The organism is Micromonospora zingiberis, assembly GCF_004331455.1.
Taxonomy (GTDB): domain Bacteria; phylum Actinomycetota; class Actinomycetes; order Mycobacteriales; family Micromonosporaceae; genus Micromonospora; species Micromonospora zingiberis.
In genome coordinates, this window is record NZ_SJJR01000003.1 from 456,236 (window position 1) to 479,754 (window position 23,519).

Annotated in this window: 22 protein-coding genes; all 22 read left to right on the plus strand. The window is 68.7% G+C overall.

Translation table 11 applies throughout. The features are described from left to right. Positions 1-162: 162 nt before the first annotated feature. The 22 genes from rplK (at position 163) to rpsC (ending at position 23,518) form a co-directional block, all read left to right on the plus strand. The gene (gene rplK / locus E0H26_RS07425) at positions 163-594 is read left to right on the plus strand and encodes a 50S ribosomal protein L11 (RefSeq protein WP_093403591.1); all 432 of its coding nucleotides are present in this window, start codon (positions 163-165) and stop codon (positions 592-594) included. Positions 595-677: 83 nt separating this feature from the next. Then, a complete protein-coding gene (gene rplA, locus E0H26_RS07430; RefSeq protein WP_131302499.1) occupies positions 678-1,394 on the plus strand; it encodes a 50S ribosomal protein L1 in 717 nt (238 codons plus the stop codon). A gap of 75 nt (positions 1,395-1,469) precedes the next feature. Next, on the plus strand, positions 1,470-2,258 hold the full coding sequence (locus tag E0H26_RS07435; protein WP_131302502.1) for an ABC transporter ATP-binding protein: 789 nt from the start codon (positions 1,470-1,472) through the stop codon (positions 2,256-2,258). Next, a complete protein-coding gene (locus tag E0H26_RS07440) occupies positions 2,255-2,944 on the plus strand; it encodes a hypothetical protein (RefSeq protein WP_131302505.1) in 690 nt (229 codons plus the stop codon). The genes E0H26_RS07435 and E0H26_RS07440 overlap by 4 nt, the downstream gene beginning before the upstream one ends. Before the next feature lie 325 nt (positions 2,945-3,269). Beyond that, on the plus strand, positions 3,270-3,815 hold the full coding sequence (gene rplJ / locus E0H26_RS07445) for a 50S ribosomal protein L10 (protein WP_013735964.1): 546 nt from the start codon (positions 3,270-3,272) through the stop codon (positions 3,813-3,815). 55 nt (positions 3,816-3,870) lie between these two features. Continuing rightward, on the plus strand, positions 3,871-4,260 hold the full coding sequence (gene rplL, locus E0H26_RS07450) for a 50S ribosomal protein L7/L12 (protein WP_131302509.1): 390 nt from the start codon (positions 3,871-3,873) through the stop codon (positions 4,258-4,260). A gap of 571 nt (positions 4,261-4,831) precedes the next feature. Further along, a complete protein-coding gene (gene rpoB, locus E0H26_RS07455; protein WP_131302512.1) occupies positions 4,832-8,263 on the plus strand; it encodes a DNA-directed RNA polymerase subunit beta in 3,432 nt (1,143 codons plus the stop codon). A gap of 126 nt (positions 8,264-8,389) precedes the next feature. Next, positions 8,390-12,277 carry a DNA-directed RNA polymerase subunit beta' gene (locus E0H26_RS07460; protein ID WP_131302643.1) on the plus strand — a complete coding sequence of 1,296 codons (3,888 nt, stop codon included), beginning with the start codon at positions 8,390-8,392 and terminating at the stop codon, positions 12,275-12,277. Between the two features lie 106 nt (positions 12,278-12,383). Then, positions 12,384-12,755 (plus strand): hypothetical protein, encoded by a 372-nt coding sequence (locus E0H26_RS07465; protein WP_131302515.1) that lies wholly within the window; start codon positions 12,384-12,386, stop codon positions 12,753-12,755. Positions 12,756-13,423: 668 nt separating this feature from the next. Further along, positions 13,424-13,774, plus strand: a complete 351-nt coding sequence (locus tag E0H26_RS07470; RefSeq protein WP_206024923.1) for a hypothetical protein — start codon at positions 13,424-13,426, stop codon at positions 13,772-13,774. A 540-nt stretch (positions 13,775-14,314) separates the two neighbouring features. After that, positions 14,315-14,689, plus strand: coding sequence for a 30S ribosomal protein S12 (rpsL, locus tag E0H26_RS07475; RefSeq protein ID WP_013735958.1), 375 nt, complete (start codon positions 14,315-14,317; stop codon positions 14,687-14,689). A gap of 1 nt (position 14,690) precedes the next feature. Beyond that, positions 14,691-15,161: a 30S ribosomal protein S7 gene (gene rpsG / locus E0H26_RS07480; RefSeq protein WP_077938296.1), complete on the plus strand. Its 471-nt coding sequence runs from the start codon at positions 14,691-14,693 to the stop codon at positions 15,159-15,161. A 75-nt stretch (positions 15,162-15,236) separates the two neighbouring features. Continuing rightward, positions 15,237-17,333: an elongation factor G gene (fusA, locus tag E0H26_RS07485; RefSeq protein WP_131302521.1), complete on the plus strand. Its 2,097-nt coding sequence runs from the start codon at positions 15,237-15,239 to the stop codon at positions 17,331-17,333. Positions 17,334-17,547: 214 nt separating this feature from the next. After that, on the plus strand, positions 17,548-18,741 hold the full coding sequence (tuf, locus tag E0H26_RS07490) for an elongation factor Tu (RefSeq protein WP_111215579.1): 1,194 nt from the start codon (positions 17,548-17,550) through the stop codon (positions 18,739-18,741). 349 nt (positions 18,742-19,090) lie between these two features. Beyond that, complete coding sequence (gene rpsJ, locus E0H26_RS07495) at positions 19,091-19,399, plus strand: 30S ribosomal protein S10 (protein ID WP_007073037.1); 309 nt, start codon at positions 19,091-19,093, stop codon at positions 19,397-19,399. A gap of 11 nt (positions 19,400-19,410) precedes the next feature. Next, positions 19,411-20,076, plus strand: a complete 666-nt coding sequence (gene rplC, locus E0H26_RS07500) for a 50S ribosomal protein L3 (RefSeq protein WP_131302524.1) — start codon at positions 19,411-19,413, stop codon at positions 20,074-20,076. Continuing rightward, positions 20,073-20,723 (plus strand): 50S ribosomal protein L4, encoded by a 651-nt coding sequence (gene rplD, locus E0H26_RS07505; protein ID WP_131302527.1) that lies wholly within the window; start codon positions 20,073-20,075, stop codon positions 20,721-20,723. The genes rplC and rplD overlap by 4 nt, the downstream gene beginning before the upstream one ends. Beyond that, positions 20,720-21,022 carry a 50S ribosomal protein L23 gene (rplW, locus tag E0H26_RS07510; protein WP_013735952.1) on the plus strand — a complete coding sequence of 101 codons (303 nt, stop codon included), beginning with the start codon at positions 20,720-20,722 and terminating at the stop codon, positions 21,020-21,022. Before rplD ends, rplW begins: the two co-directional genes overlap by 4 nt. A 12-nt stretch (positions 21,023-21,034) precedes the next feature. Beyond that, positions 21,035-21,874, plus strand: a complete 840-nt coding sequence (gene rplB / locus E0H26_RS07515) for a 50S ribosomal protein L2 (RefSeq protein ID WP_013735951.1) — start codon at positions 21,035-21,037, stop codon at positions 21,872-21,874. A gap of 12 nt (positions 21,875-21,886) precedes the next feature. Beyond that, complete coding sequence (gene rpsS, locus E0H26_RS07520) at positions 21,887-22,168, plus strand: 30S ribosomal protein S19 (RefSeq protein WP_013735950.1); 282 nt, start codon at positions 21,887-21,889, stop codon at positions 22,166-22,168. 40 nt (positions 22,169-22,208) lie between these two features. Then, positions 22,209-22,664, plus strand: a complete 456-nt coding sequence (rplV, locus tag E0H26_RS07525; protein WP_131302529.1) for a 50S ribosomal protein L22 — start codon at positions 22,209-22,211, stop codon at positions 22,662-22,664. Further along, positions 22,664-23,518: a 30S ribosomal protein S3 gene (rpsC, locus tag E0H26_RS07530; protein ID WP_131302532.1), complete on the plus strand. Its 855-nt coding sequence runs from the start codon at positions 22,664-22,666 to the stop codon at positions 23,516-23,518. Before rplV ends, rpsC begins: the two co-directional genes overlap by 1 nt. Position 23,519 lies beyond the last annotated feature (1 nt).

The following is a 23,519-nucleotide window of genomic DNA, read 5'->3' on the forward strand; positions in this document are numbered from 1 at the left end:
GTTTCGTCTGTCCGGTTCGCCCGCCAGGTCAACCTCCCTGGGCGGGCATGTCCCGGCCTGCGCTACCCTAGAACGTCGCCGCCGCCTATCCGCGCTGACCGTGCGCGCCCGGGTGGCGGTGTCGGTGCGAACCTTTCCCAGTTCCAAGCCCCAGGAAGAGACATGCCTCCGAAGAAGAAGCTCGTCAAGACGTTCACGCTTCAGCTGCCGGCGGGCCAGGCCACTCCGGCGCCGCCGGTCGGCCCCGCGCTCGGCCAGCACGGCGTGAACATCATGGAGTTCTGCAAGTCGTACAACGCGCAGACCGAGTCGCAGCGGGGCGACATCGTCCCCGCCGAGATCAGCGTGTACGAGGACCGGTCCTTCACCTTCGTGTTGAAGACCCCGCCCGCCGCCCGGCTGCTGATCAAGGCCGCCGGTGTGCAGAAGGGCTCGGGCGTCCCGCACACCCAGAAGGTCGGCTCGGTGACCCGCGCCCAGCTGCGTGAGATCGCCGAGAAGAAGATGGCCGACCTCAACGCCAACGACCTCGACCAGGCTGAGAAGATCATCGCCGGCACCGCCCGGTCGATGGGTCTGAACGTCACCGACTGACCTCGGCCACCAGCGACCCGTACGGATCGTGGGAGGGCGCGCGAGCATCGCGGCCCGCCAGAGACCACAGGAGTAGACAGAAAATGCAGCGCAGCAAGAGCTACCGCAAGGCCGCCGAGGTTATCGACCGGTCGAAGTTCTACACCCCCGCCGAGGCCGTCAAGCTGGCCAAGGAGACGACCAACGTCAAGTTCGACGCCACGGTCGAGGTCGCGATGCGCCTCGGCGTCGACCCCCGCAAGGCGGACCAGATGGTCCGCGGCACGGTCAACCTGCCGCACGGCACCGGTAAGACCGCCCGCGTGATCGTGTTCGCCGCCGGCGCGAAGGCCGAGGAGGCCGTCGCCGCCGGTGCCGACGAGGTGGGCACGGACGAGCTGGTCGCCCGGATCCAGGGCGGTTGGTTGGACTTCGACGCGGCGATCGCCACGCCGGACCAGATGGCCAAGATCGGCCGGATCGCGCGGATCCTGGGCCCGCGCGGCCTGATGCCGAACCCGAAGACCGGCACGGTGACCATGGACGTCACCAAGGCGGTGTCCGACATCAAGGGCGGCAAGATCACCTTCCGGGTGGACAAGCACTCGAACCTGCACCTGATCATCGGCAAGGCCTCCTTCACCGAGGCCCAGCTGGTCGACAACTACGCGGCGGTCCTCGACGAGGTGCTGCGGGCCAAGCCGTCCGCGGCGAAGGGCAAGTACCTCAAGAAGGTCACCCTCACCACCACCATGGGCCCGGGTGTCCCGGTCGACCCGAACGTGGTGAAGAACCTGCAGGAGGGCTCGGCCGACAGCTGAGCACGACGCACGCGAGGGGCCCCGCCACGATGTGGCGGGGCCCCTCGCGTGTACCGGTTGTGGCACGCTCGTCTGATGCGACTGGAGGACGTCTGGTTGCGGTACCGCCGGGGCGGTCCGTGGGTGCTTCGATCGGTGACGATCGGGATCGGGCCCGGCGAGGCGGCGGTGGTGCTCGGGCGAAACGGCGCCGGCAAGTCGACCCTGTTGCAGTTGGTCGCCGGGATCCTGCCCCCGGCCCGGGGCCGGGTGGTCGATCGGCCGGCCGTGGTCGGCTGGGTACCGGAACGCTTCCCCGCCGACCAGCCGTTCACCGTCCAGGGCTATCTCACCGCGGTCGCTCGGGTGCGCGGCCTGTCCCCGGCGCAGGCCGACCGGGCGGTGCGGGGCTGGCTCGACCGGCTCGGCCTCGGTCCGTTCCAGGGCGTCCGGTTGGCCCAGCTCTCCAAGGGCACCGCACAGAAGGTCGGCCTGGCCCAGGCGTTGCTGCGCCCGCCCGGTCTGCTCGTCCTCGACGAGCCCTGGGAGGGCCTGGACGCCGCAGCCCGCGAGCTGGTTCCGGAGGTGGTGGGTGAGGTCCTGGCCGACGGCGGCTCGGTGCTGGTCAGCGACCATCGCGGCGAGACGGCCCGACTGCCGGGCGCACGGGAGTGGACCGTCGCCGACCAGACGGTGACCGAGCGCGCCCCGACCGGCGGGGAGGCCCTGGTCGTGGTGGAGTTGGCCATCCCGGCGACGCAGGTCGCCGACGCCGTGCACCGGCTGCGGGCCGAGGGCCATCACATTCTCCGGGTACGCGGTCACGACGTCCCGCTGCCGGTCACCGGGCCGGTGTCCGGGGCAGCGGCCGAGGCGGCGTCGTGATCGCGCTCGTCCGGTTCCGGCTGGTGGGCTTCCTGCGTACCGGACGGGCGCTGGCACCGGTCCTGGCGGGCCTGCTCACGCTGGGCATCCTCTACGGCGGCGGTCGCGCCGAGCCGGCCGAGGCCTACGGAGTGTCGGCGGTGGTGCTCTTCCCGGTCCTGGCCTGGCAGACCAAGATCCTGTTGGACGTGGAGCCGGACGTGCAGCGCCGGCTGGCCCTGGTCGCGGTCGGGCCGGCCCGGGAACGGGCGGCCGGTCTGCTGGCCGCGGCGACCGCCGGCCTCGGCCTGGTCGTGGTGGCGCTGGCGGTGCCGTGGCTGGTCGGTGGGGTGGCCACCCCGACCGGACCGGAAGACCGGTCGATCGCCGCCGGCCTGGCGCTCGGCCTCTGGGCCCACCTGCTCGCCCTGCCGGCCGCCGTGGCGCTCGGCGCCCTGGCCAGCCGGGTGATCACCCGCACCGCCGGGTACGGCGTGGCGGTGCTCGCCCTCGGTGTGGTCCTCGCGCTGGTGCTCGGCCTCGCCGGCCCGGCGCTGGGGTGGCTGGCACCGCCGCTGCTGCCCACCGCCCGGGCCCTGGCCGGGTCGCTCTCGGTGACGACCGCAGCGCTGTTGACCGGTTGGGCGTTGCTCTGGGCGTGGATGGCCCTGGCCGGTTACCTCCAGGCGCGGCACCGCCGCGCCTGACGTCGGTCGCGGCTGGTGAGGGAGCACACTCCGGGGCGATTTGGTGGCTACCGCGAGTAGGGCGTAACCTAGGCGCGGAGTTACACCCAGAGACCGCTGGTCACCGTGCCCTGGCACGGTCGAAGGTCCCGCGAAGACGGGCGACCCGCGCAGGGCGGCAAGCGAACATCGGCAGCATCCTGCGGTCCGCCGACTGCGGTGATCGAGGCCCTTCTCGCCCCGTGCGCCCTGCGCCGGGGCTTTTCTGTTGTCGCGATGCCCTCGCTCCAGCCGCAGGCGACCGCCTGCGCTGGTGACCGGCCTCGAGCAACGAGAGAGGAGGGACATGGCGGACAAGCCGATCCGGGCCGACAAGGCCACGGCTGTTGCTGAGCTGACCGAGAGCTTCCGCAGCGCGGGTGCCACCGTGCTGACCGAGTACCGCGGTCTGACGGTTTCCCAGCTCACCCAGCTGCGGCGCTCGCTCGGTAAGGAGACCAGCTACACGGTCGCCAAGAACACGCTGGCCAAGCGTGCTGCGGCGGACGCGGGCATTTCCGGCCTCGACGAGCTGTTCACCGGTCCTACCGCGCTGACTTTCGTTTCGGGCGACGTCGTCGAGGCGGCGAAGGGGCTTCGCGACTTCGCGAAGGCCAACCCGAAGCTCGTCATCAAGGGCGGTGTCTTCGAGGGCAAGGCCATTTCCGCGGCCGAGGTCACGAAGCTCGCCGACCTGGAGTCCCGTGAGGTGCTGCTGGCCAAGCTGGCCGGCGCGATGAAGGGCAACCTGAGCAAGGCCGCGGCCCTGTTCCAGGCCCCGCTGTCGAAGACCGCCCGCCTGGCGGCCGCCCTGCAGGACAAGCGCGAGAAGGAAGGCGCCGAGGCGGCCTGAGGCCGCGCGGCGCACCCACGTTCTTAGTTAAACCTTTCAGGAAAGGACGCCAGACATGGCGAAGCTCAGCACCGACGAGCTGCTCGACGCGTTCAAGGAGATGACGCTGATCGAGCTCTCCGAGTTCGTGAAGCAGTTCGAGGAGACCTTCGAGGTCACCGCCGCCGCTCCGGCGGCGATGATGGTGGCGGGCCCGGCCGGCGGTGGCGCCGCTGCCGAGGCCGAGCCGGAGAAGGACGAGTTCGACGTCGTCCTCGAGGCCGACGGCGGCAAGAAGATCCAGGTCATCAAGGTCGTGCGTGAGCTGACCGGCCTGGGCCTCAAGGAGGCCAAGGACGCGGTCGAGTCCGCGCCGAAGGCCATCCTGGAGAAGGTCAACAAGGAGACCGCCGAGAAGGCCAAGGCCAAGCTCGAGGGTGAGGGCGCCAAGGTCACCCTCAAGTGACCTGAGCACCACCTGGTCGTCCCGGCCGACGTGAGCCGGGGCACACCATGTCGCGGCGGGCGGCGATCCAATCAGACGGATCGCCGCCCGCCGTGCTCGTGGACCGGGGTGTGACCGGGCATGAGCAGGCCGTGGACCTGACGGTCGGATCCGGTGACCCGCCAGGTGGACTAGCCCGTCGGTGGGAAAGAGCAGGGGATGACAAGCTCGGCCCTTGACGCGACCCTGGGCTGACAGGCACGCTGGCATCAGCAAGACCTTCCGCGCTTGCGACGGCCACCGCGTGGGTAGATCAACGGCAGCACCACAGCCGCGGACACCCGAGCGGCCGGCGGGAACGTTGCGTTCCGAGCGGTCCGGTGCGACCCGGTCAGGGTCCCGAGACCAGTTTCCGCAACGTCCTGCGGGGTGGGCTGGACAGCGGTTAGCCTCTCGGCTACACTGCTAGTTTGCGCTGCCTTCCGACTTGACCCCTGCTCGGAAATGTCCGGTTATGGATATTTTCTGGTGGGGTCATTGGAGTGCACGCGTACCAGCCGTTCTGCAGCACCGGTCCTCGGAAGGACGCATCTTGGCAGCTTCCCGCCCTGCGAAGACCAGTCGTACGTCGAGCGCATTCGCTCCCCGCCGAGTTTCCTTCGGCCGGATCACCGAACACCTCGAGGTCCCCAACCTCCTCGCCATTCAGAACGAGTCCTTCGACTGGCTCGTCGGCAACGAGGCTTGGCAGGGCCGGTCGGCGGACGACCCGCACGCACGATCGGGTCTCGCGGAAATTCTCGACGAGATCAGTCCCATTGAGGACTTTTCCGGCACCATGTCGCTTTCCTTCTCCGCCCCGCGCTTCGACGAGGTCAAGGCCTCGATCGAGGAGTGCAAGGAGAAGGACCTCACCTACTGCGCGCCACTGTTCGTGACCGCGGAGTTCACCAACAACACCACCGGCGAGATCAAGAGCCAGACGGTGTTCATGGGTGACTTCCCGATGATGACGCCGAAGGGCACCTTCATCATCAACGGCACCGAGCGCGTGGTGGTCAGCCAGCTCGTCCGCTCGCCGGGCGTCTACTTCGACAAGCAGCCGGACAAGACCTCCGACCGCGACCTCTCCAGCGTCAAGGTCATCCCGAGCCGGGGTGCCTGGCTGGAGTTCGACATCGACAAGCGCGACACGGTCGGCGTCCGCATCGACCGCAAGCGTCGGCAGGCCGTCACGGTGCTGCTCAAGGCCATCGGATGGTCGGCCGAGCGGATCCGTGAGAAGTTCGGCTGGTCCGAGCTGATGATGACCACGCTCGAGAAGGATCACATCGCCGGCCAGGACGAGGCGCTACTCGACATCTACCGGAAGCTGCGCCCTGGCGAGCCGCCGACCCGCGAGAACGCCCAGACCCTGCTCGACAACCTCTTCTTCAACCCGAAGCGGTACGACGTCGCCAAGGTCGGTCGGTACAAGTTCAACAAGAAGCTCGAAGTCGGCGTACCGATCACCACGGGCACGCTGACCGAGGACGACATCGTCGCCACCGTGGAATACCTCTGCCGGCTGCACGCCGGTGAGGAAGGCTACGAGGCCGACGACATCGACCACTTCGGCAACCGGCGGCTGCGTACCGTGGGCGAGCTGATCCAGAACCAGGTTCGGGTCGGCCTGTCCCGGATGGAGCGGGTCGTCCGCGAGCGGATGACCACTCAGGACGTCGAGGCGATCACGCCGCAGACCCTGATCAACATCCGCCCCGTGGTGGCCGCGATCCGGGAGTTCTTCGGCACCTCGCAGCTGTCCCAGTTCATGGACCAGACCAACCCGCTGGCGGGCCTGACCCACCGGCGCCGGCTGAGCGCGCTCGGCCCGGGTGGTCTGTCCCGGGAGCGGGCCGGCTTCGAGGTCCGCGACGTGCACCCGTCCCACTACGGCCGGATGTGCCCGATCGAGACGCCGGAAGGCCCGAACATCGGCCTGATCGGCGCGCTGTCCACCTTCGCCCGGGTCAACCCGTTCGGCTTCATCGAGACGCCGTACCGGAAGGTCGTCGACGGTCGGGTCACCGACCAGATCGACTACCTGACCGCGGACGAGGAGGACCGGTTCGTCAAGGCGCAGGCCAACGCGCCGCTGCGGGCCGACGGCTCGTTCGCCGAGGACCGTGTCCTGGTCCGCCGTAAGGGCGGCGAGACCGAGGACGTCGCGCCCGGCGCGGTGGACTACATGGACGTGTCGCCGCGGCAGATGACCTCGGTCGCGACCGCGATGATCCCGTTCCTGGAGCACGACGACGCGAACCGGGCCCTGATGGGCGCCAACATGCAGCGTCAGGCGGTGCCGCTGGTCAAGGCGGAGTCGCCGCTGGTCGGCACCGGCATGGAGTACCGTGCCGCCGTCGACGCCGGTGACGTGGTGGTGGCCGAGGTCGGTGGCGTGGTCGAGGACCTCTGCGCCGACTACATCACGGTGCACCAGGACGACGGCCACCGCCGGACGTACCTGCTGCACAAGTTCCGCCGCTCCAACGCCGGCTCCTGCGTCAACCAGAAGCCGGTGGTCTTCGAGGGCGACCGGGTCGAGGCCGGCCAGGTCATCGCCGACGGTCCGTGCACCGACGAGGGCGAGATGGCGCTCGGGCGCAACCTGCTCGTGGCGTTCATGACCTGGGAGGGCCACAACTACGAGGACGCGATCATCCTGTCGCAGCGCCTCGTGCAGCAGGACGTGCTCACCTCGATCCACATCGAGGAGCACGAGGTCGACGCCCGGGACACCAAGCTCGGCCCGGAGGAGATCACCCGCGACATCCCGAACGTCAGCGAGGAGATGCTCGCCGACCTCGACGAGCGCGGCATCATCCGGATCGGCGCCGAGGTCGTCCCCGGCGACATCCTGGTCGGCAAGGTCACTCCGAAGGGTGAGACCGAGCTGACCCCGGAGGAGCGGCTGCTCCGCGCGATCTTCGGCGAGAAGGCGCGTGAGGTTCGGGACACCTCGCTGAAGGTGCCGCACGGTGAGACCGGCACGGTCATCGGCGTGCGTACCTTCTCCCGCGAGGACGGCGACGAGTTGCCGCCGGGCGTCAACGAGCTGGTCCGGGTCTACGTCGCCCAGAAGCGGAAGATCCAGGACGGCGACAAGCTCGCCGGCCGGCACGGCAACAAGGGCGTCATCTCCAAGATCCTGCCGGTCGAGGACATGCCGTTCCTGGAGGACGGCACCCCGGTCGACATCGTGCTCAACCCGCTGGGTGTGCCGAGCCGGATGAACATCGGCCAGGTGCTGGAGACCCACCTCGGCTGGGTGGCCAAGACGGGCTGGCAGGTCGAGGGCGACGACGCCGAGTGGAAGCGTCAGCTCCAGGGGATCGGTGCGGACACCTCCGAGCCGGACACCAACGTGGCCACGCCGGTCTTCGACGGTGCCCGTGAGGAGGAGATCTCCGGTCTGCTCGCGTCGACCCTGCCCAACCGGGACGGCAAGCAGCTGATCGGGGCCAGCGGCAAGGCGCAGCTGTTCGACGGCCGCTCCGGCGAGCCGCTGCCGGACCCGATCGCCGTCGGCTACATCTACATCCTCAAGCTCAACCACCTGGTCGATGACAAGATCCACGCTCGGTCGACCGGCCCGTACTCGATGATCACGCAGCAGCCGCTGGGTGGTAAGGCACAGTTCGGTGGCCAGCGCTTCGGTGAGATGGAGTGCTGGGCGATGCAGGCCTACGGCGCCGCGTACGCGCTGCAGGAGCTGTTGACGATCAAGTCCGACGACGTCCTCGGCCGGGTCAAGGTCTACGAGGCCATCGTCAAGGGCGAGAACATCCCCGAGCCGGGCATTCCGGAGTCGTTCAAGGTGCTGCTCAAGGAGCTGCAGTCGCTGTGCCTCAACGTCGAGGTGCTCTCCAGCGACGGTGTGGCCCTGGAGATGCGCGAGACCGACGACGAGGTGTTCCGGGCCGCGGAGGAACTGGGCATCGACCTTTCCCGGCGTGAGCCGAGCTCGGTCGAGGAAGTGTGACGTTGGGGTTTCGGGGCGGGGCAACCCACTCCGGGCGGTCAGTTTGATCCCTGTGTGGGTCACCCCGCCCCGAAACCAAACCCGGTGAGCTGCTGACGCAACAAGCGACGTGTGAGGGAATTGAACGTGCTCGACGTCAACTTTTTCGACGAGTTGCGAATTGGGCTGGCGACCGCGGACGACATCCGTCAGTGGTCGCACGGCGAGGTCAAGAAGCCCGAGACGATCAACTACCGCACCCTCAAGCCGGAGAAGGACGGGCTCTTCTGCGAGAAGATCTTCGGTCCGCAGCGGGACTGGGAGTGCTACTGCGGTAAGTACAAGCGGGTCCGGTTCAAGGGCATCATCTGCGAGCGCTGCGGCGTCGAGGTGACCCGCTCGAAGGTCCGCCGTGAGCGGATGGGCCACATCGAGCTGGCCGCGCCGGTGACCCACATCTGGTACTTCAAGGGCGTGCCGAGCCGGCTGGGCTACCTGCTGGACCTCGCCCCGAAGGACCTCGAAAAGATCATCTACTTCGCCTCGTACGTCGTGACGAGCGTTGACGCCGAGTCGCGTCACCGTGACCTCTCGACGATCGAGAACGAGATCCTGGCCGAGAAGCGGCAGTCGGAGAACAGCCGCGACTCGGAGATCGAGAAGCGGGCCGCCAAGCTTGAGGCCGACCTGGCCGAGCTGGAGGCCGAGGGCGCGAAGGCGGACGTCCGGCGCAAGGTCAAGGAGGGCGGAGAGCGCGAGATGCGCCAGATCCGCGACCGGGCCCAGCGCGAGATCGACCGCCTGGACGAGGTGCTGGACACCTTCCGCAAGCTCGACTCGAAGCAGCTGGTCACCGACGAGCTGCTCTACCGCGAGCTGCGCGACCGGTTCGGCGAGTACTTCACCGGTGGCATGGGCGCCGAGGCGATCAAGGCCCTGGTGCAGAACATGGACCTGGAAGCCGAGGCGGAGAGCCTGCGGGAGACCATCCGTACCGGCAAGGGCCAGCGGAAGATCCGGGCGCTCAAGCGACTGAAGGTCGTCGCGGCGTTCCAGAACACCCGCAACTCGCCGCTCGGCATGGTGCTCGACTGCGTTCCGGTGATCCCGCCGGACCTGCGCCCGATGGTGCAGCTCGACGGTGGCCGCTTCGCGACCAGCGACCTGAACGACCTGTACCGCCGCGTGATCAACCGGAACAACCGGCTCAAGCGGCTGATCGACCTCGGCGCGCCCGAGATCATCGTCAACAACGAGAAGCGGATGCTCCAGGAGGCCGTCGACGCGCTGTTCGACAACGGCCGCCGGGGCCGGCCGGTCACCGGTCCGGGTAACCGTCCGCTGAAGTCGCTGTCCGACATGCTCAAGGGCAAGCAGGGCCGGTTCCGGCAGAACCTGCTGGGCAAGCGCGTCGACTACTCCGGCCGTTCGGTCATCGTGGTCGGCCCGAAGCTCAAGCTGCACCAGTGCGGCCTGCCCAAGCAGATGGCGCTGGAGCTGTTCAAGCCGTTCGTGATGAAGCGGCTGGTCGACCTCAACCACGCGCAGAACATCAAGTCCGCCAAGCGGATGGTCGAGCGGCAGCGGCCGGTCGTGTGGGACGTGCTGGAAGAGGTCATCGGCGAGCACCCGGTGCTGCTCAACCGGGCGCCGACCCTGCACCGGCTGGGCATCCAGGCCTTCGAGCCGCAGCTGGTCGAGGGCAAGGCCATCCAGATCCACCCGCTGGTCTGCACCGCGTTCAACGCCGACTTCGACGGTGACCAGATGGCGGTGCACGTGCCGCTGTCCGCCGAGGCCCAGGCCGAGGCGCGGATCCTGATGCTGTCGTCGAACAACATCCTCAAGCCGGCCGACGGCAAGCCGGTCACCATGCCCACCCAGGACATGGTCATCGGTCTCTACCACCTGACCCACCTCACCGCCGGTGAGCGTGGCGAGGGCCGGGCGTTCAGCTCGGACGCCGAGGCGCGGATGGCGTACGACAACGGTGAGCTGCACCTGCAGGCGCCGGTCAAGATCCGGCTGCGGGGCGTGGTCGAGGTCGACAACGGTGCCGGCGCCCAGCCGTGGACCGCGCCCGAGGGCTGGGTCCAGGGCGAGCCGCTGACCGTGGAGACCACCCTCGGCCGGGTGCTGTTCAACGAGACCCTGCCGCAGGGCTACCGGTTCGTGAACTACGAGATCCGCAAGGGTCAGCTCTCCGCGATCGTCAACGATCTCGCCGAGCGGTTCCCGAAGGTGGCCCTCGCGGCCACCCTGGACGGGCTCAAGGAGGCCGGTTTCCACTGGGCCACCTGGTCCGGCGTGACCATCGGCATGGAGGACGTCATCGCTCCGCCGCGCAAGCGGGAGATCCTGGAGCGGTACGAGAAGGAAGCCGACCGGATCGACAAGCAGTACCAGCGTGGTCTGATGACCGCCGAGGAGCGTCGCGGCGAACTCATCGAGATCTGGACCAAGGCGACCAACGAGGTCGCCAAGGAGATGGACACCGCGCTGCCGCAGGAGAACCCACTGTGGAAGATGATTAACTCGGGTGCTCGCGGTAACCTGCTTCAGCTCCGGCAGATCGCGGCGATCCGTGGTCTGGTGGCCAACCCGAAGGGTGAGATCATCCCGCGGCCGATCAAGGCCAGCTACCGGGAGGGTCTGTCCGTGCTGGAGTACTTCATCTCCACGCACGGTGCCCGTAAGGGTCTCGCGGACACCGCCCTGCGTACCGCCGACTCGGGTTACCTGACCCGTCGTCTGGTGGACGTCTCGCAGGACGTCATCATCCGCGAGGAGGACTGCGGCACCGACCGGGCCATCCCGATGCAGGTGGGTCAGCAGCTGGACGGCACGCTCGTGGTGCACGAGCACGCCGAGACCAGCGTGCACGCCCGTACCCTGGCCGACGACATCAAGGGGCCGGACGGCACCGTCGTCGCCGAGCGGGGCATGGACCTCAACTCCATCCTGGTCGACAAGATCGTTGCCGCCGGGGTCGAGAACGTCCGGGTACGCAGCGTGCTGACCTGCGAGTCGAAGCTGGGCGTCTGCGGTGCGTGCTACGGCCGTTCGCTGCCGACCGGCAAGATCGTGGACGTCGGCGAGGCGGTCGGCATCATCGCCGCCCAGTCCATCGGCGAGCCGGGTACCCAGCTGACGATGCGTACCTTCCACACCGGTGGTGTCGCGGGTGAGGACATCACCCAGGGTCTGCCGCGTGTCCAGGAAATCTTCGAGGCGCGGATCCCGAAGGGCAAGGCGCCGATCGCCGACACCCCCGGCCGGATCCGGATCGAGGACGGCGAGCGGTCGCGCAAGATCGTCGTGATTCCGGACGACGGCAGCGACGAGATCGTGTACGACAAGATCTCGAAGCGGGTCCGGCTGCGGGCACACGACGGCGACCACGTCGAGGTCGGCGAGAAGCTCACCGAGGGCACCATCGACCCGCACGAGCTGCTGCGCATCCTCGGCCCGCGGGCGGTCCAGGTCCACCTGACCCAGGAGGTCCAGGAGGTCTACCGCTCGCAGGGTGTGCTCATCCACGACAAGCACATCGAGATCATCATCCGCCAGATGCTCAAGCGGGTGACGGTCATCGACTCCGGCTCGACCGAGTTCCTGCCGGGTGTGCTGGTCGACCGGGCGCTGTTCGAGTCGGAGAACCGCCGGCTCGTCGGCGAGGGTGGCGAGCCCGCCGCCGGTCGTCCGGTGCTGATGGGTATCACCAAGGCCTCGCTGGCCACCGACTCCTGGCTCTCGGCGGCCTCCTTCCAGGAGACCACCCGGGTGCTGACCGACGCGGCGATCCACGCCCGCAGTGACTCGCTGATCGGTCTCAAGGAGAACGTGATCATCGGTAAGCTCATCCCGGCCGGTACCGGCATCAGCAAGTACCGCAACGTCCGGGTCGAGCCGACCGAGGAGGCGAAGGCCAAGGTCTACTCGATGACCGGCTACCCGGAGACCGACTACGGCTTCGGACCGGCCAGCGGCCAGGCGGTTCCGCTGGACGACTTCGACTTCGGGTCGTACCGCTGAGCCATAGGCACTGACGACGAGGCCCCCGGCAACTGCCGGGGGCCTCGCTGTCCCTACCGGCGGCCATGCGTCAACCGATCCACCCTTCGGGGGGCATGATGGAGGCATGACGACCGCCGCCGGACCCATGCCGGTCGCCCCACCGGGATCGCCCCGGCACCCGCTCGACCCGGACCCGACGCGGGCCACGAAGGCACGGGCGGTATTCGCGCTCGGTCTGATGGGCGCGCTGACCGGACTGCTCATCGGGGGAGTGGTACCGGCCACGGTGGCCCTGCAACTGGCCCGTCAGGCGCGCCGCGAGGCGTACGCATCGGAGGGTTTTCTCACCGGCGCGGCCTGGCTGCGGCGAGGGGAGAGCCTGGCCTGGACGGGCCTGGCGCTGGCCGCGGTGACGGTGGTCGCCGCGGTGGTGGTCGGCGTGATCCGCCTTGCCGAGGCACCCTACGGCCACGACTTCGCGCCGAATGTCGACTAGCCAGCTCCCGCCCGGCGCCGGCGGCGCCTGGTCCAGCCCCGGGTCACGCCGGACCTTCGAGCCGTGAACCGGATCCCCGCCCGGTAGGTGTTCGGGCGCTCGCCGCGCCTGGCGTCCTGTCCCGCGCCGCAGACCGATGGGCTGATCGACGACGGTAGCCTGAGGTTGTCCGCCGCGCGGTGGTGGACGCCGATGAGGAGGATCCTGTGACGGAACCGGCGCGTCCCGAGAGCGGCGAGCCCGCTCAGCCCACCGCCGGGCGCCCGGAGGCCGACCCACCGGGACCGAGCGAGTGGGCACCGCCGGGACCCGCGCCGGCAAACCTCCCGACCGGGTACGCGCCGCCCCCACCCGCCGCTACGTCGCCGCCCGCGCCTGGCACCCTCACCCCGCCCGCGCCTGGCTCGTTCGCCCCGGCTGCGCCGGGTCCGCCGCCGGAGGCATTCGGAGCGCCGCCGGGGGCGTTCGGCGCGTCGCCAACTCCGCCCGGGGCGCCGCATTTCGGGCCGTCGGTGGTCGTGCCCGGCACGCCGCCGAGCGGGCCGGGTCTCGGGCCACCACCGGGCGGGTACCCCGGTCCGGGCTGGGGCGCCGGCCCCGTCCCGCCGGCACAGGACCGCCCCCGGCCGCCGAAGCGGGTGGAGCCGGTACCCGGCACTCCGTACGCGATGGTGCATCTCGACGTGCCACCGGTCACCTCGGGCCTGGCGGTCGGTTCGCTGGTCGCCGGGATCATCTCCATCCTGGTGTCGTTCCTGGTCGTCTGCGTGGGTGCGGTGGGCGGCGGACCGAGCGGTGTCCTGGCCGCCGGTTCCTTCGCCACCCTGGGCGGCCTCACCGGGGCCGGCGCCATCGTCGCCGGTCTGCTGGGCTCGCGTCAGATCCGGCGGCCGGCACCTCCGCCAGCGGTCCGGTTCACCGGCCGCGGTCTCGCGATCGCCGGGATCAGCTGCGGCGGGGTAGGACTGCTGCTGAGCCTGCTGGGCGTGGGCCTTGCCCTCCTGCTGACGCTGGCCTGATCCCCCTGGTGGCCCGCCCTCGTCCGCCTGCTGACGCTGGCCCGAACAGCCGGCTGGCACTGGCCTGATTCGCCTGGTGGCGCCGGCTCGGGGGTCGGCGGGCGGTTTCCGGCAGAGCCGGTACACTTGTGTCCGTAGGTGCCCATCACGGGCGGGCGGAGCGACGGAGCCGGTCGCCGGGCGGTGAGAAGTTCGGCGGGTCTCCCGTTTTGACCTGCGCGGCTGTGGTAGGTACTCTTTCCCCTTGTGCCCGGGCCAGCCCGGGCAACTCGTGCGTGCGCTGGATCCGGCATCCGGATTCCGGAAGGCGCCACGACTGAGCCAAAGATCCGGCGTACGGATGCCCGTGTGCCGGTGACAAATCCCCCGGGGCTGCGCGCAAGCGTCGGAACCGGGACCGTGAGCGGGCGACACGCCCGACCGCGGGTGCCGGGACCTCCGCGAGGCGGCCCTGGTCGGAATGTAGGAGAGCCGGTCATCTGGTCGGCTACGGCAGACGGCGCGGTCGCGACATGCGGCCGAAGGGAGCGGAGAAACCCGGTGCCCACCATTCAGCAGCTGGTCCGAAAGGGCCGCCAGGCGAAAACCACCAAGACCAAGACCCCGGCGCTGAAGGGATCCCCTCAGCGGCGCGGCGTGTGCACCCGCGTGTACACCACCACCCCGAAGAAGCCGAACTCGGCGCTGCGCAAGGTTGCTCGTGTCAAGCTCAGCAGCCAGGTCGAGGTGACCGCCTACATCCCGGGCGTCGGGCACAACCTGCAGGAGCACTCGATCGTGCTCGTCCGCGGCGGCCGGGTGAAGGACCTCCCCGGCGTGCGTTACAAGATCGTCCGCGGTTCGCTGGACACCCAGGGTGTCCGCAACCGCAAGCAGGCGCGCAGCCGCTACGGCGCGAAGAAGGAGAAGAGCTGACATGCCGCGTAAGGGACCCGCTCCGCGGAAGCCGCTGGTCGCTGACCCGGTGTACAACTCGCCGCTGGTCACCCAGTTGGTGAACAAGATCCTGCTTCGCGGCAAGCGTCAGCTCGCCGAGCGCATCGTGTACGCGGCCCTGGAGGGCTGCCGCGAGAAGTCCGGCACCGACCCGGTCGTCACCCTCAAGCGGGCGATGGACAACGTCAAGCCGACCCTTGAGGTCCGCAGCCGCCGCGTCGGTGGCGCGACCTACCAGGTTCCGGTCGAGGTCCGCCCCGCCCGGGCGACCACCCTGGGCCTGCGCTGGCTGGTCACCTACTCCCGCGCCCGGCGCGAGAAGACCATGATCGAGCGGCTGATGAACGAGCTGCTGGACGCGAGCAACGGCCTCGGCGCCGCCGTCAAGCGGCGTGAGGACACCCACAAGATGGCGGAGTCCAACAAGGCCTTCGCGCACTACCGCTGGTAACACCCTGGTCCCGGCGCCCAACCGGTGCCGGGACCGCCACCAGTTGTGTCGGGACGACGATAAGTAGGGATTGAAGTGGCCGCCGCAGACGCGCTCGCCAACGTACGCAATATCGGCATCATGGCGCACATCGATGCCGGTAAGACCACTACCACCGAGCGAATCCTGTTCTACACCGGTATCACGTACAAGATCGGTGAGGTCCACGAGGGCGCTGCCGTCATGGACTGGATGGAGCAGGAGCAGGAGCGCGGTATCACCATCACTTCCGCCGCCACGAAGTGCGAGTGGAAGGGCCACACGATCCAGATCATCGACACGCCCGGCCACGTCGACTTCACGGTCGAGGTGGAGCGGTCGCTGCGCGTGCTGGACGGTGCGGTCGCGGTCTACGACGGTGTGGCCGGCGTGGAGCCGCAGACGGAGAACGTCTGGCGCCAGGCGGACAAGTACAACGTCCCGCGGATGTGCTTCGTCAACAAGCTCGACCGCACCGGCGCGGACTTCTTCCGCTGCGTGCAGATGATGATCGACCGGCTGAACGCCACCCCGCTGGTGCTCCAGATTCCGATCGGCGCCGAGAGTGACTTCATCGGCGTGGTCGACCTGGTCGAGATGCGTGCCCTCACCTGGCGTGGTGAGACCCAGAAGGGTGAGGACTACGCGATCGAGGAGATCCCGGCCGACCTGGCCGACTCCGCGGCCGAGTGGCGCGAGAAGCTGATGGAGACCCTGGCCGACGTCGACGACGCGGTGATGGAGAAGTACCTGGAGGGCGAGGAGATCTCCGTCGAGGAGATCAAGGCCGCCATCCGTCGGGCCACCATCGGCGGCAAGGCCAACCCGGTCCTCACCGGCACCGCCTTCAAGAACAAGGGCATCCAGCCGATGCTGGACGCGGTCGTCGCGTACCTGCCGTCGCCGCTGGACATCCCGGCGATCGAGGGCACGGCCACCGACGGCGAGACTCCGCTGCAGCGCAAGCCGTCGGTGTCGGAGCCGTTCTCCGGCCTGGCCTTCAAGATCCAGACCGACAAGCACCTCGGCAAGCTCACCTACGTGCGGATCTACTCCGGCACGCTCGAGTCCGGCTCCCAGGTGGTGAACTCCACCAAGGACCGCAAGGAGCGGATCGGCAAGATCTACCAGATGCACGCCAACAAGCGGGAAGAGCGCAGCTCGGCCCAGGCTGGCGACATCATCGCGGTGCAGGGTCTGAAGCAGACCACCACCGGTGACACCCTGTGCGACCCGGCGAACCCGGTCATCCTGGAGTCGATGACCTTCCCGGAGCCGGTCATCGAGGTGGCCATCGAGCCGAAGACCAAGGCCGACCAGGAGAAGCTCAGCACCGCCATCCAGCGGCTGGCCGAGGAGGACCCGACCTTCCGCGTCAAGCTGGACGACCAGACCGGCCAGACGGTCATCTCCGGCATGGGCGAGCTGCACCTGGACATCCTGGTCGACCGGATGCGCCGCGAGTTCAACGTCGAGGCGAACATCGGTAAGCCGCAGGTGGCGTACCGCGAGACCATCCGTCGCAAGGTGGACAAGGTCGAGTACACCCACAAGAAGCAGACCGGTGGTTCCGGCCAGTACGCCCGGGTGATCATCAGCCTGGAGCCGCTGCCGCTCGGTAACGACGCCCCGACCTACGAGTTCGCCAACGCCGTCACCGGTGGCCGCATCCCCCGGGAGTTCATCCCGTCGGTGGACGCGGGCGCGCAGGACGCCATGCAGTACGGCATCCTCGCCGGCTTCCCGCTGGTGGGTGTCAAGCTGACGCTGCTGGACGGCCAGTACCACGAGGTCGACTCGTCGGAAATGGCATTCAAGATCGCCGGTTCGATGGTGATGAAGGACGCGGCCCGCAAGGCCGATCCGGCACTGCTCGAGCCGATGATGGCCGTTGAGGTCACCACTCCTGAGGAGAACATGGGTGACGTCATCGGCGACCTCAACTCCCGCCGTGGCATCATCCAGGCGATGGAGGAGCGCAGTGGCGCCCGCGTCGTCCGGGCTCTGGTGCCGCTGTCGGAGATGTTCGGCTACGTCGGCGACCTGCGGTCGAAGACCCAGGGCCGGGCTAGCTACAGCATGCAGTTCGACTCCTACGCCGAGGTTCCGGCCTCGGTGGCCAAGGAGATCATCGCCAAGGCGACGGGTGAGTGACGTTCGTCTGAGCTGATCCGACGGTGGTCGCGGGAGGGCTTCCCCGACCGCGACCACCTCGGTCGGATTGTGTGAATTCCGGGCCTGTAGGCTTCATCGCCGCAGAACCCACAAAGCTCTCCGGTCGTTAGGCCGGAAAGGCTGTCGACAGAGTCCTAAGCGCCGACCTGGCGCACCGGGGCGAACGAACCAAGAAGTCCACAGGAGGACACCAGTGGCGAAGGCGAAGTTCGAGCGGACTAAGCCGCACGTCAACATCGGCACCATTGGTCACATCGACCACGGTAAGACGACGCTGACGGCGGCCATCACCAAGGTCCTGCACGACCAGTACCCGGACCTGAACCCGTACACGCCGTTCGACGAGATCGACAAGGCGCCGGAGGAGAAGGCCCGCGGCATCACGATCTCGATCGCGCACGTCGAGTACCAGACCGAGGCGCGGCACTACGCGCACGTTGACTGCCCCGGTCACGCCGACTACATCAAGAACATGATCACCGGTGCCGCCCAGATGGACGGCGCGATCCTGGTGGTCGCGGCGACCGACGGCCCGATGCCGCAGACCCGCGAGCACGTGCTGCTGGCCCGCCAGGTCGGCGTGCCGTACATCGTCGTGGCGCTGAACAAGAGCGACATGGTCGACGACGAGGAGCTCCTGGAGCTCGTCGAGCTCGAGGTCCGTGAGCTGCTCTCGGCCCAGGAGTACCCGGGCGACGACCTGCCGGTCGTCCGCGTTTCGGCGCTGAAGGCGCTGGAGGGTGACCCGGAGTGGACCGGCCGGCTCCTGGAGCTGATGAACGCGGTCGACACCGCGATCCCGCAGCCGGAGCGCGAGACCGAGAAGCCGTTCCTGATGCCGATCGAGGACGTCTTCACGATCACCGGTCGTGGCACCGTCGTCACCGGTCGCGCCGAGCGCGGCATCCTCAAGCCGAACGAGGAGGTGGAGATCGTCGGCATCCGCGAGAAGTCGATGAAGACCACCTGCACCGGCATCGAGATGTTCCGCAAGCTGCTCGACGAGGCCCGCGCGGGTGAGAACGTCGGTCTGCTGCTGCGGGGCATCAAGCGCGAGGACGTCGAGCGCGGCATGGTGGTCGTCAAGCCGGGCACCAGCACCCCGCACACGGAGTTCGAGGCGACCGTCTACATCCTCTCCAAGGAGGAGGGTGGCCGGCACACCCCGTTCTTCCAGAACTACCGTCCGCAGTTCTACTTCCGGACCACGGACGTCACCGGTGTCGTCACCCTCCCCGAGGGCACCGAGATGGTCATGCCGGGCGACAACACCACGATGACCGTGAAGCTGATCCAGCCCATCGCGATGGAGGACAACCTCAAGTTCGCGATCCGGGAGGGTGGCCGTACGGTCGGCGCTGGTCGCGTCACCAAGATCATCAAGTGAGCTGGGTAACCCCGATTAGACCCGCCGCCGGTCGTGCGGCATACTAGTCAGGTTGCGTAACGACAGTTCGCCGCCCGTGTTCGGCTTCCGCCGAACCTCCGGGTAGGCAGAGCAGTCGGGCGTGGGGTGGTTGGCGGCCCGTCCGCCAACCACCCTCGCGCGGCGTTCAGGTCGCGGTAGCGCGATCGGCGCCTTGACCCACCGCGGTCAGGATCGCTCCGGAGTCCCGGGGCGGAGCCTGGTCCAACGGCGCGACACGCCCGACCGCGGGGGTCGGCGAAGAGGGTCTGTACCAGCCGGTACAGACACCCGCAACACAGCGGCATCGAGAGAAGGAACAGAAGCCACCATGGCGGGACAGAAGATCCGCATCCGGCTCAAGGCCTATGACCACGAGGTCGTCGACTCCTCGGCTCGGAAGATCGTCGAGACGGTGACGCGTACCGGGGCGCAGGTCGCGGGCCCGGTGCCGCTGCCCACGGAGATCAACCGTTTCTGCGTCATCCGCTCGCCGCACAAGTACAAGGACTCGCGCGAGCACTTCGAGATGCGTACGCACAAGCGGCTGATCGACATCATCGACCCGACCCCGAAGACGGTCGACTCGCTCATGCGCCTCGACCTGCCGGCTGGCGTCGACATCGAGATCAAGCTGTAGGGACCGGACACATGGACAGGCAAGTTAAGGGGATCCTGGGCGCGAAGCTCGGCATGACCCAGGTCTGGGACAACAACAAGGTTGTCCCGGTGACCGTGGTTCAGGCCGGCCCCTGCGTCATCACCCAGGTTCGTGACGCCGACAAGGACGGTTACTCCGCGGTCCAGCTGGCGTACGGGACGATCGACCCGCGCAAGGCCAAGAAGCCGCTGCGTGGGCACTACGCCAAGGCTGACGTGGCGCCGCGCCGGCACATCGTCGAGCTGCGCACCAACGACGCGGCGGACTACTCGCTCGGCCAGGAGGTCACGGTCGAGGAGTTCCCGGCCGGCGTCTCGATCGACGTCACCGGCAAGACCAAGGGCAAGGGCTACGCCGGCCCGATGAAGCGGCACGGCTTCCACGGTCTGCGCGCCAGCCACGGTGTCGAGCGCAAGCACCGCTCGCCGGGCTCCATCGGGGCCTGCGCCACCCCGGGTCGCGTCTTCAAGGGCACCCGGATGGCGGGCCGCATGGGCGGCGTGCGCTACACCGTGCAGAACCTGACCGTCCAGGCGGTCGACACCGAGAACAACCTCCTGCTCGTCCGTGGCGCCATCCCCGGCCCCAAGGGCGCGCTGGTCCTGGTCCGCACCGCGGCCAAGGCCAAGGCGAAGAAGGGCGGTGTGGCCAAGTGACCAGCGTTGACGTCCTGAACTCCGAAGGCACCAAGACCGGCTCGGTCGAGCTGCCCGGTGACATCTTCGACGTGCAGGCCAACGTGCCGCTGATGCACCAGGTCGTGGTGGCGCAGCTGGCCGCGGCCCGGCAGGGCACCCACAAGACCAAGACCCGGGGCGAGGTCGCCGGCGGCGGCAAGAAGCCCTACAAGCAGAAGGGCACCGGTCGGGCCCGCCAGGGTTCGATCCGCGCGCCGCAGTTCGCCGGCGGTGGCGTGGTGCACGGCCCGGTGCCGCGCGACTACAGCCAGCGCACCCCGAAGAAGATGAAGGCCGCCGCGCTGCGTGGCGCCCTGTCGGACCGGGCCCGCGCCGGGCAGGTGCACGTCGTCGAGGCGTTCGTCTCGGGCGAGAAGCCGTCGACCAAGGCCGCGCTGGCCACGCTCGCCAAGCTGACCGAGGCCCGCCGGGTGCTCGTCGTGCTGAGCAGCATCGACGAGTTGAACTGGGTGTCGCTGCGCAACGAGCCGCGGGTGCACCTGATCGAGGCCGGCCAGCTCAACACGTACGACGTGCTGGTGGCCGACGACGTGGTCTTCACCAAGGAGGCCCTGGACGAGTTCCTGGGCGTTCCCGCCGAGACCACCGAGGAGGGTGGCAAGTGAGCACGATCGCCGACCCGCGCGACATCATCGTGGCGCCGGTCGTCTCGGAGAAGAGCTACAGCGAGCTGAACCGCAACTGGTACACCTTCCTGGTGCACCCGGACGCGAACAAGACCGCGATCAAGATCGCTATCGAGCAGATCTTCAACGTCCGCGTCCTGACGGTCAACACGCTCAACCGCGAGGGCAAGCGCAAGCGGACCCGTACCGGGTTCGGCAAGCGCAAGAACACCAAGCGCGCGATGGTGAAGCTGGCTGAGGGCGACCGCATCGAGGCCTTCGGCGGCCCGGTCAGCTGAGGGGTGTAGACAATGGCTATCCGTAAGTACAAGCCGACGACGCCGGGCCGGCGTGGCTCGAGCGTTGCCGACTTCGCCGAGATCACCCGGTCGACGCCGGAGAAGTCGCTGCTGGCACCGCTGCCGAAGAAGGGCGGCCGGAACGCCCACGGGCGGATCACCGCCCGGCACCAGGGTGGCGGCCACAAGCGGCAGTACCGGATCATCGACTTCAAGCGGGTCGACAAGGACGGCGTGCCGGCCAAGGTCGCGCACATCGAGTACGACCCGAACCGCACCGCGCGGATCGCGCTGCTGCACTACGCCGACGGCGAGAAGCGGTACATCATCGCGCCGAAGGACCTGAAGCAGGGCGACCGCGTCGAGTCCGGTCCGGGCGCCGACATCAAGCCGGGTAACAACCTGCCGCTGCGCAACATCCCGGTCGGTACCACGATCCACAACGTGGAGCTGCGTCCGGGTGGCGGGGCCAAGCTGGCCCGCTCGGCCGGCGTCGGCATCCAGCTGCTCGGCCGTGAGGGTGTGTACGCGACCCTGCGTATGCCGTCGGGCGAGATCCGGCGGGTGGACGTGCGCTGCCGCGCCAGCATCGGCGAGATCGGCAACGCCGATCAGTCGAACATCAACTGGGGTAAGGCCGGCCGGATGCGGTGGAAGGGCAAGCGCCCGACCGTCCGTGGTGTGGCCATGAACCCGGTCGACCACCCGCACGGTGGTGGCGAGGGCAAGACCTCCGGTGGTCGCCACCCGGTCAACCCGCAGGGTAAGCCCGAGGGCCGCACCCGTCGTAAGGGCCAGCCGAGTGACCGGCTGATCGTCCGCCGCCGCTACGCCACGCGTAAGCGCGGCTGAGGGAGATAAGACATGCCTCGCAGCCTGAAGAAGGGCCCGTTCATCGACGACCACCTGCTCAAGAAGGTGGAGACGCAGAACGAGAAGGGCTCGAAGAACGTCATCAAGACCTGGTCGCGGCGCTCGACGATCATCCCGGAGATGCTCGGGCACACGATCGCGGTGCACGACGGACGTAAGCACGTCCCAGTGTTCGTGACCGAGGCGATGGTCGGGCACAAGCTCGGCGAGTTCGCGCTGACCCGTACGTTCAAGGGTCACGAGAAGGACGACCGGAAGAGCCGCCGGCGCTGACGCCGCGGGCATACGGATAGAGGATCAAGGGGTTACAGCGATGCCAGGAAAGGGCGACGCTCCGGTGCTTCCGGGCGCGCGGGCGGTTGCGCGGTACGTGCGCATCTCGCCGATGAAGGCGCGCCGGGTGGTCAACCTCGTCCGCGGCCTGCCCGCGAAGGAGGCGCTCACGGTGCTGCAGTTCGCGCCGCAGGCTGCGAGCGAGCAGGTGTACAAGGTGCTCGCGAGCGCGATCGCCAACGCGGAGAACAACGAGCGGCTGGACCCCGACGCGCTGCTCGTCAGCGAGGCGTTCGTGGACGAGGGCCCGACCATGAAGCGGTTCCAGCCGCGGGCGCAGGGCCGGGCGTACCGGATCCGTAAGCGCACCTGCCACATCACGGTGGCGGTCGAGGCGGTCGCGCCGGCCGCGCCGAAGAAGTCGGCGAAGAAGGCGGCCCCGGCGGAGCAGACCGCGCCGGCCGAGACGCAAAGCAACACGGAGGGCGCCGAGTAATGGGTCAGAAGGTTCACCCGCACGGGTTCCGCCTCGGCATCTCGACCGACTGGAAGTCCCGCTGGTTCGCGGACAAGCTCTACAAGGACTACATCGGCGAGGATGTCAAGATCCGCCGGATGATGTCCAAGGGCCTGGAGCGCGCCGGCATTTCCAAGGTCGACATCGAGCGCACTCGCGATCGGGTCCGCGTGGACATCCACACCGCCCGGCCGGGCATCGTCATCGGCCGTAAGGGTGCGGAGGCCGACCGGATCCGCGGCGAGCTGGAGAAGCTCACCGGCAAGCAGGTGCAGCTGAACATCATCGAGGTGAAGAACCCCGAGTCGGACGCGCAACTGGTCGCCCAGGGCGTGGCCGAGCAGCTCTCCAGCCGGGTCAGCTTCCGTCGGGCGATGCGCAAGGCGATGCAGTCGGCGATGAAGAACCCGATGTGCAAGGGCATCCGGGTGCAGGTTTCGGGTCGCCTCGGCGGCGCCGAGATGAGCCGCACGGAGTTCTACCGCGAGGGTCGGGTTCCGCTGCACACGCTGCGGGCCAACATCGAGTACGGCTTCTTCGAGGCCCGTACCACCTTCGGCCGGATCGGCGTGAAGGTCTGGATCTACAAGGGTGACGCGGTGCCGGGTCGGGAGACTCCGGCCGAGGCGCCGTCGCGCCCGCGCCGGGAGCGCGGTGACCGTCCTGAGCGGCCGCGTCGTGGTCGTTCCGGCTCGTCCGGTACGACCTCCGGTGGCACCGAGGCCGGCCGGGCTGCCGCGACGACCGTCGCGCAGCAGGCCGAGACGCCGAGCGGCGAGCCGGTGGACACGTCCGCCGTCGCCGCCGCGGTAGAAACGCAGCAGGAGGGCTGAC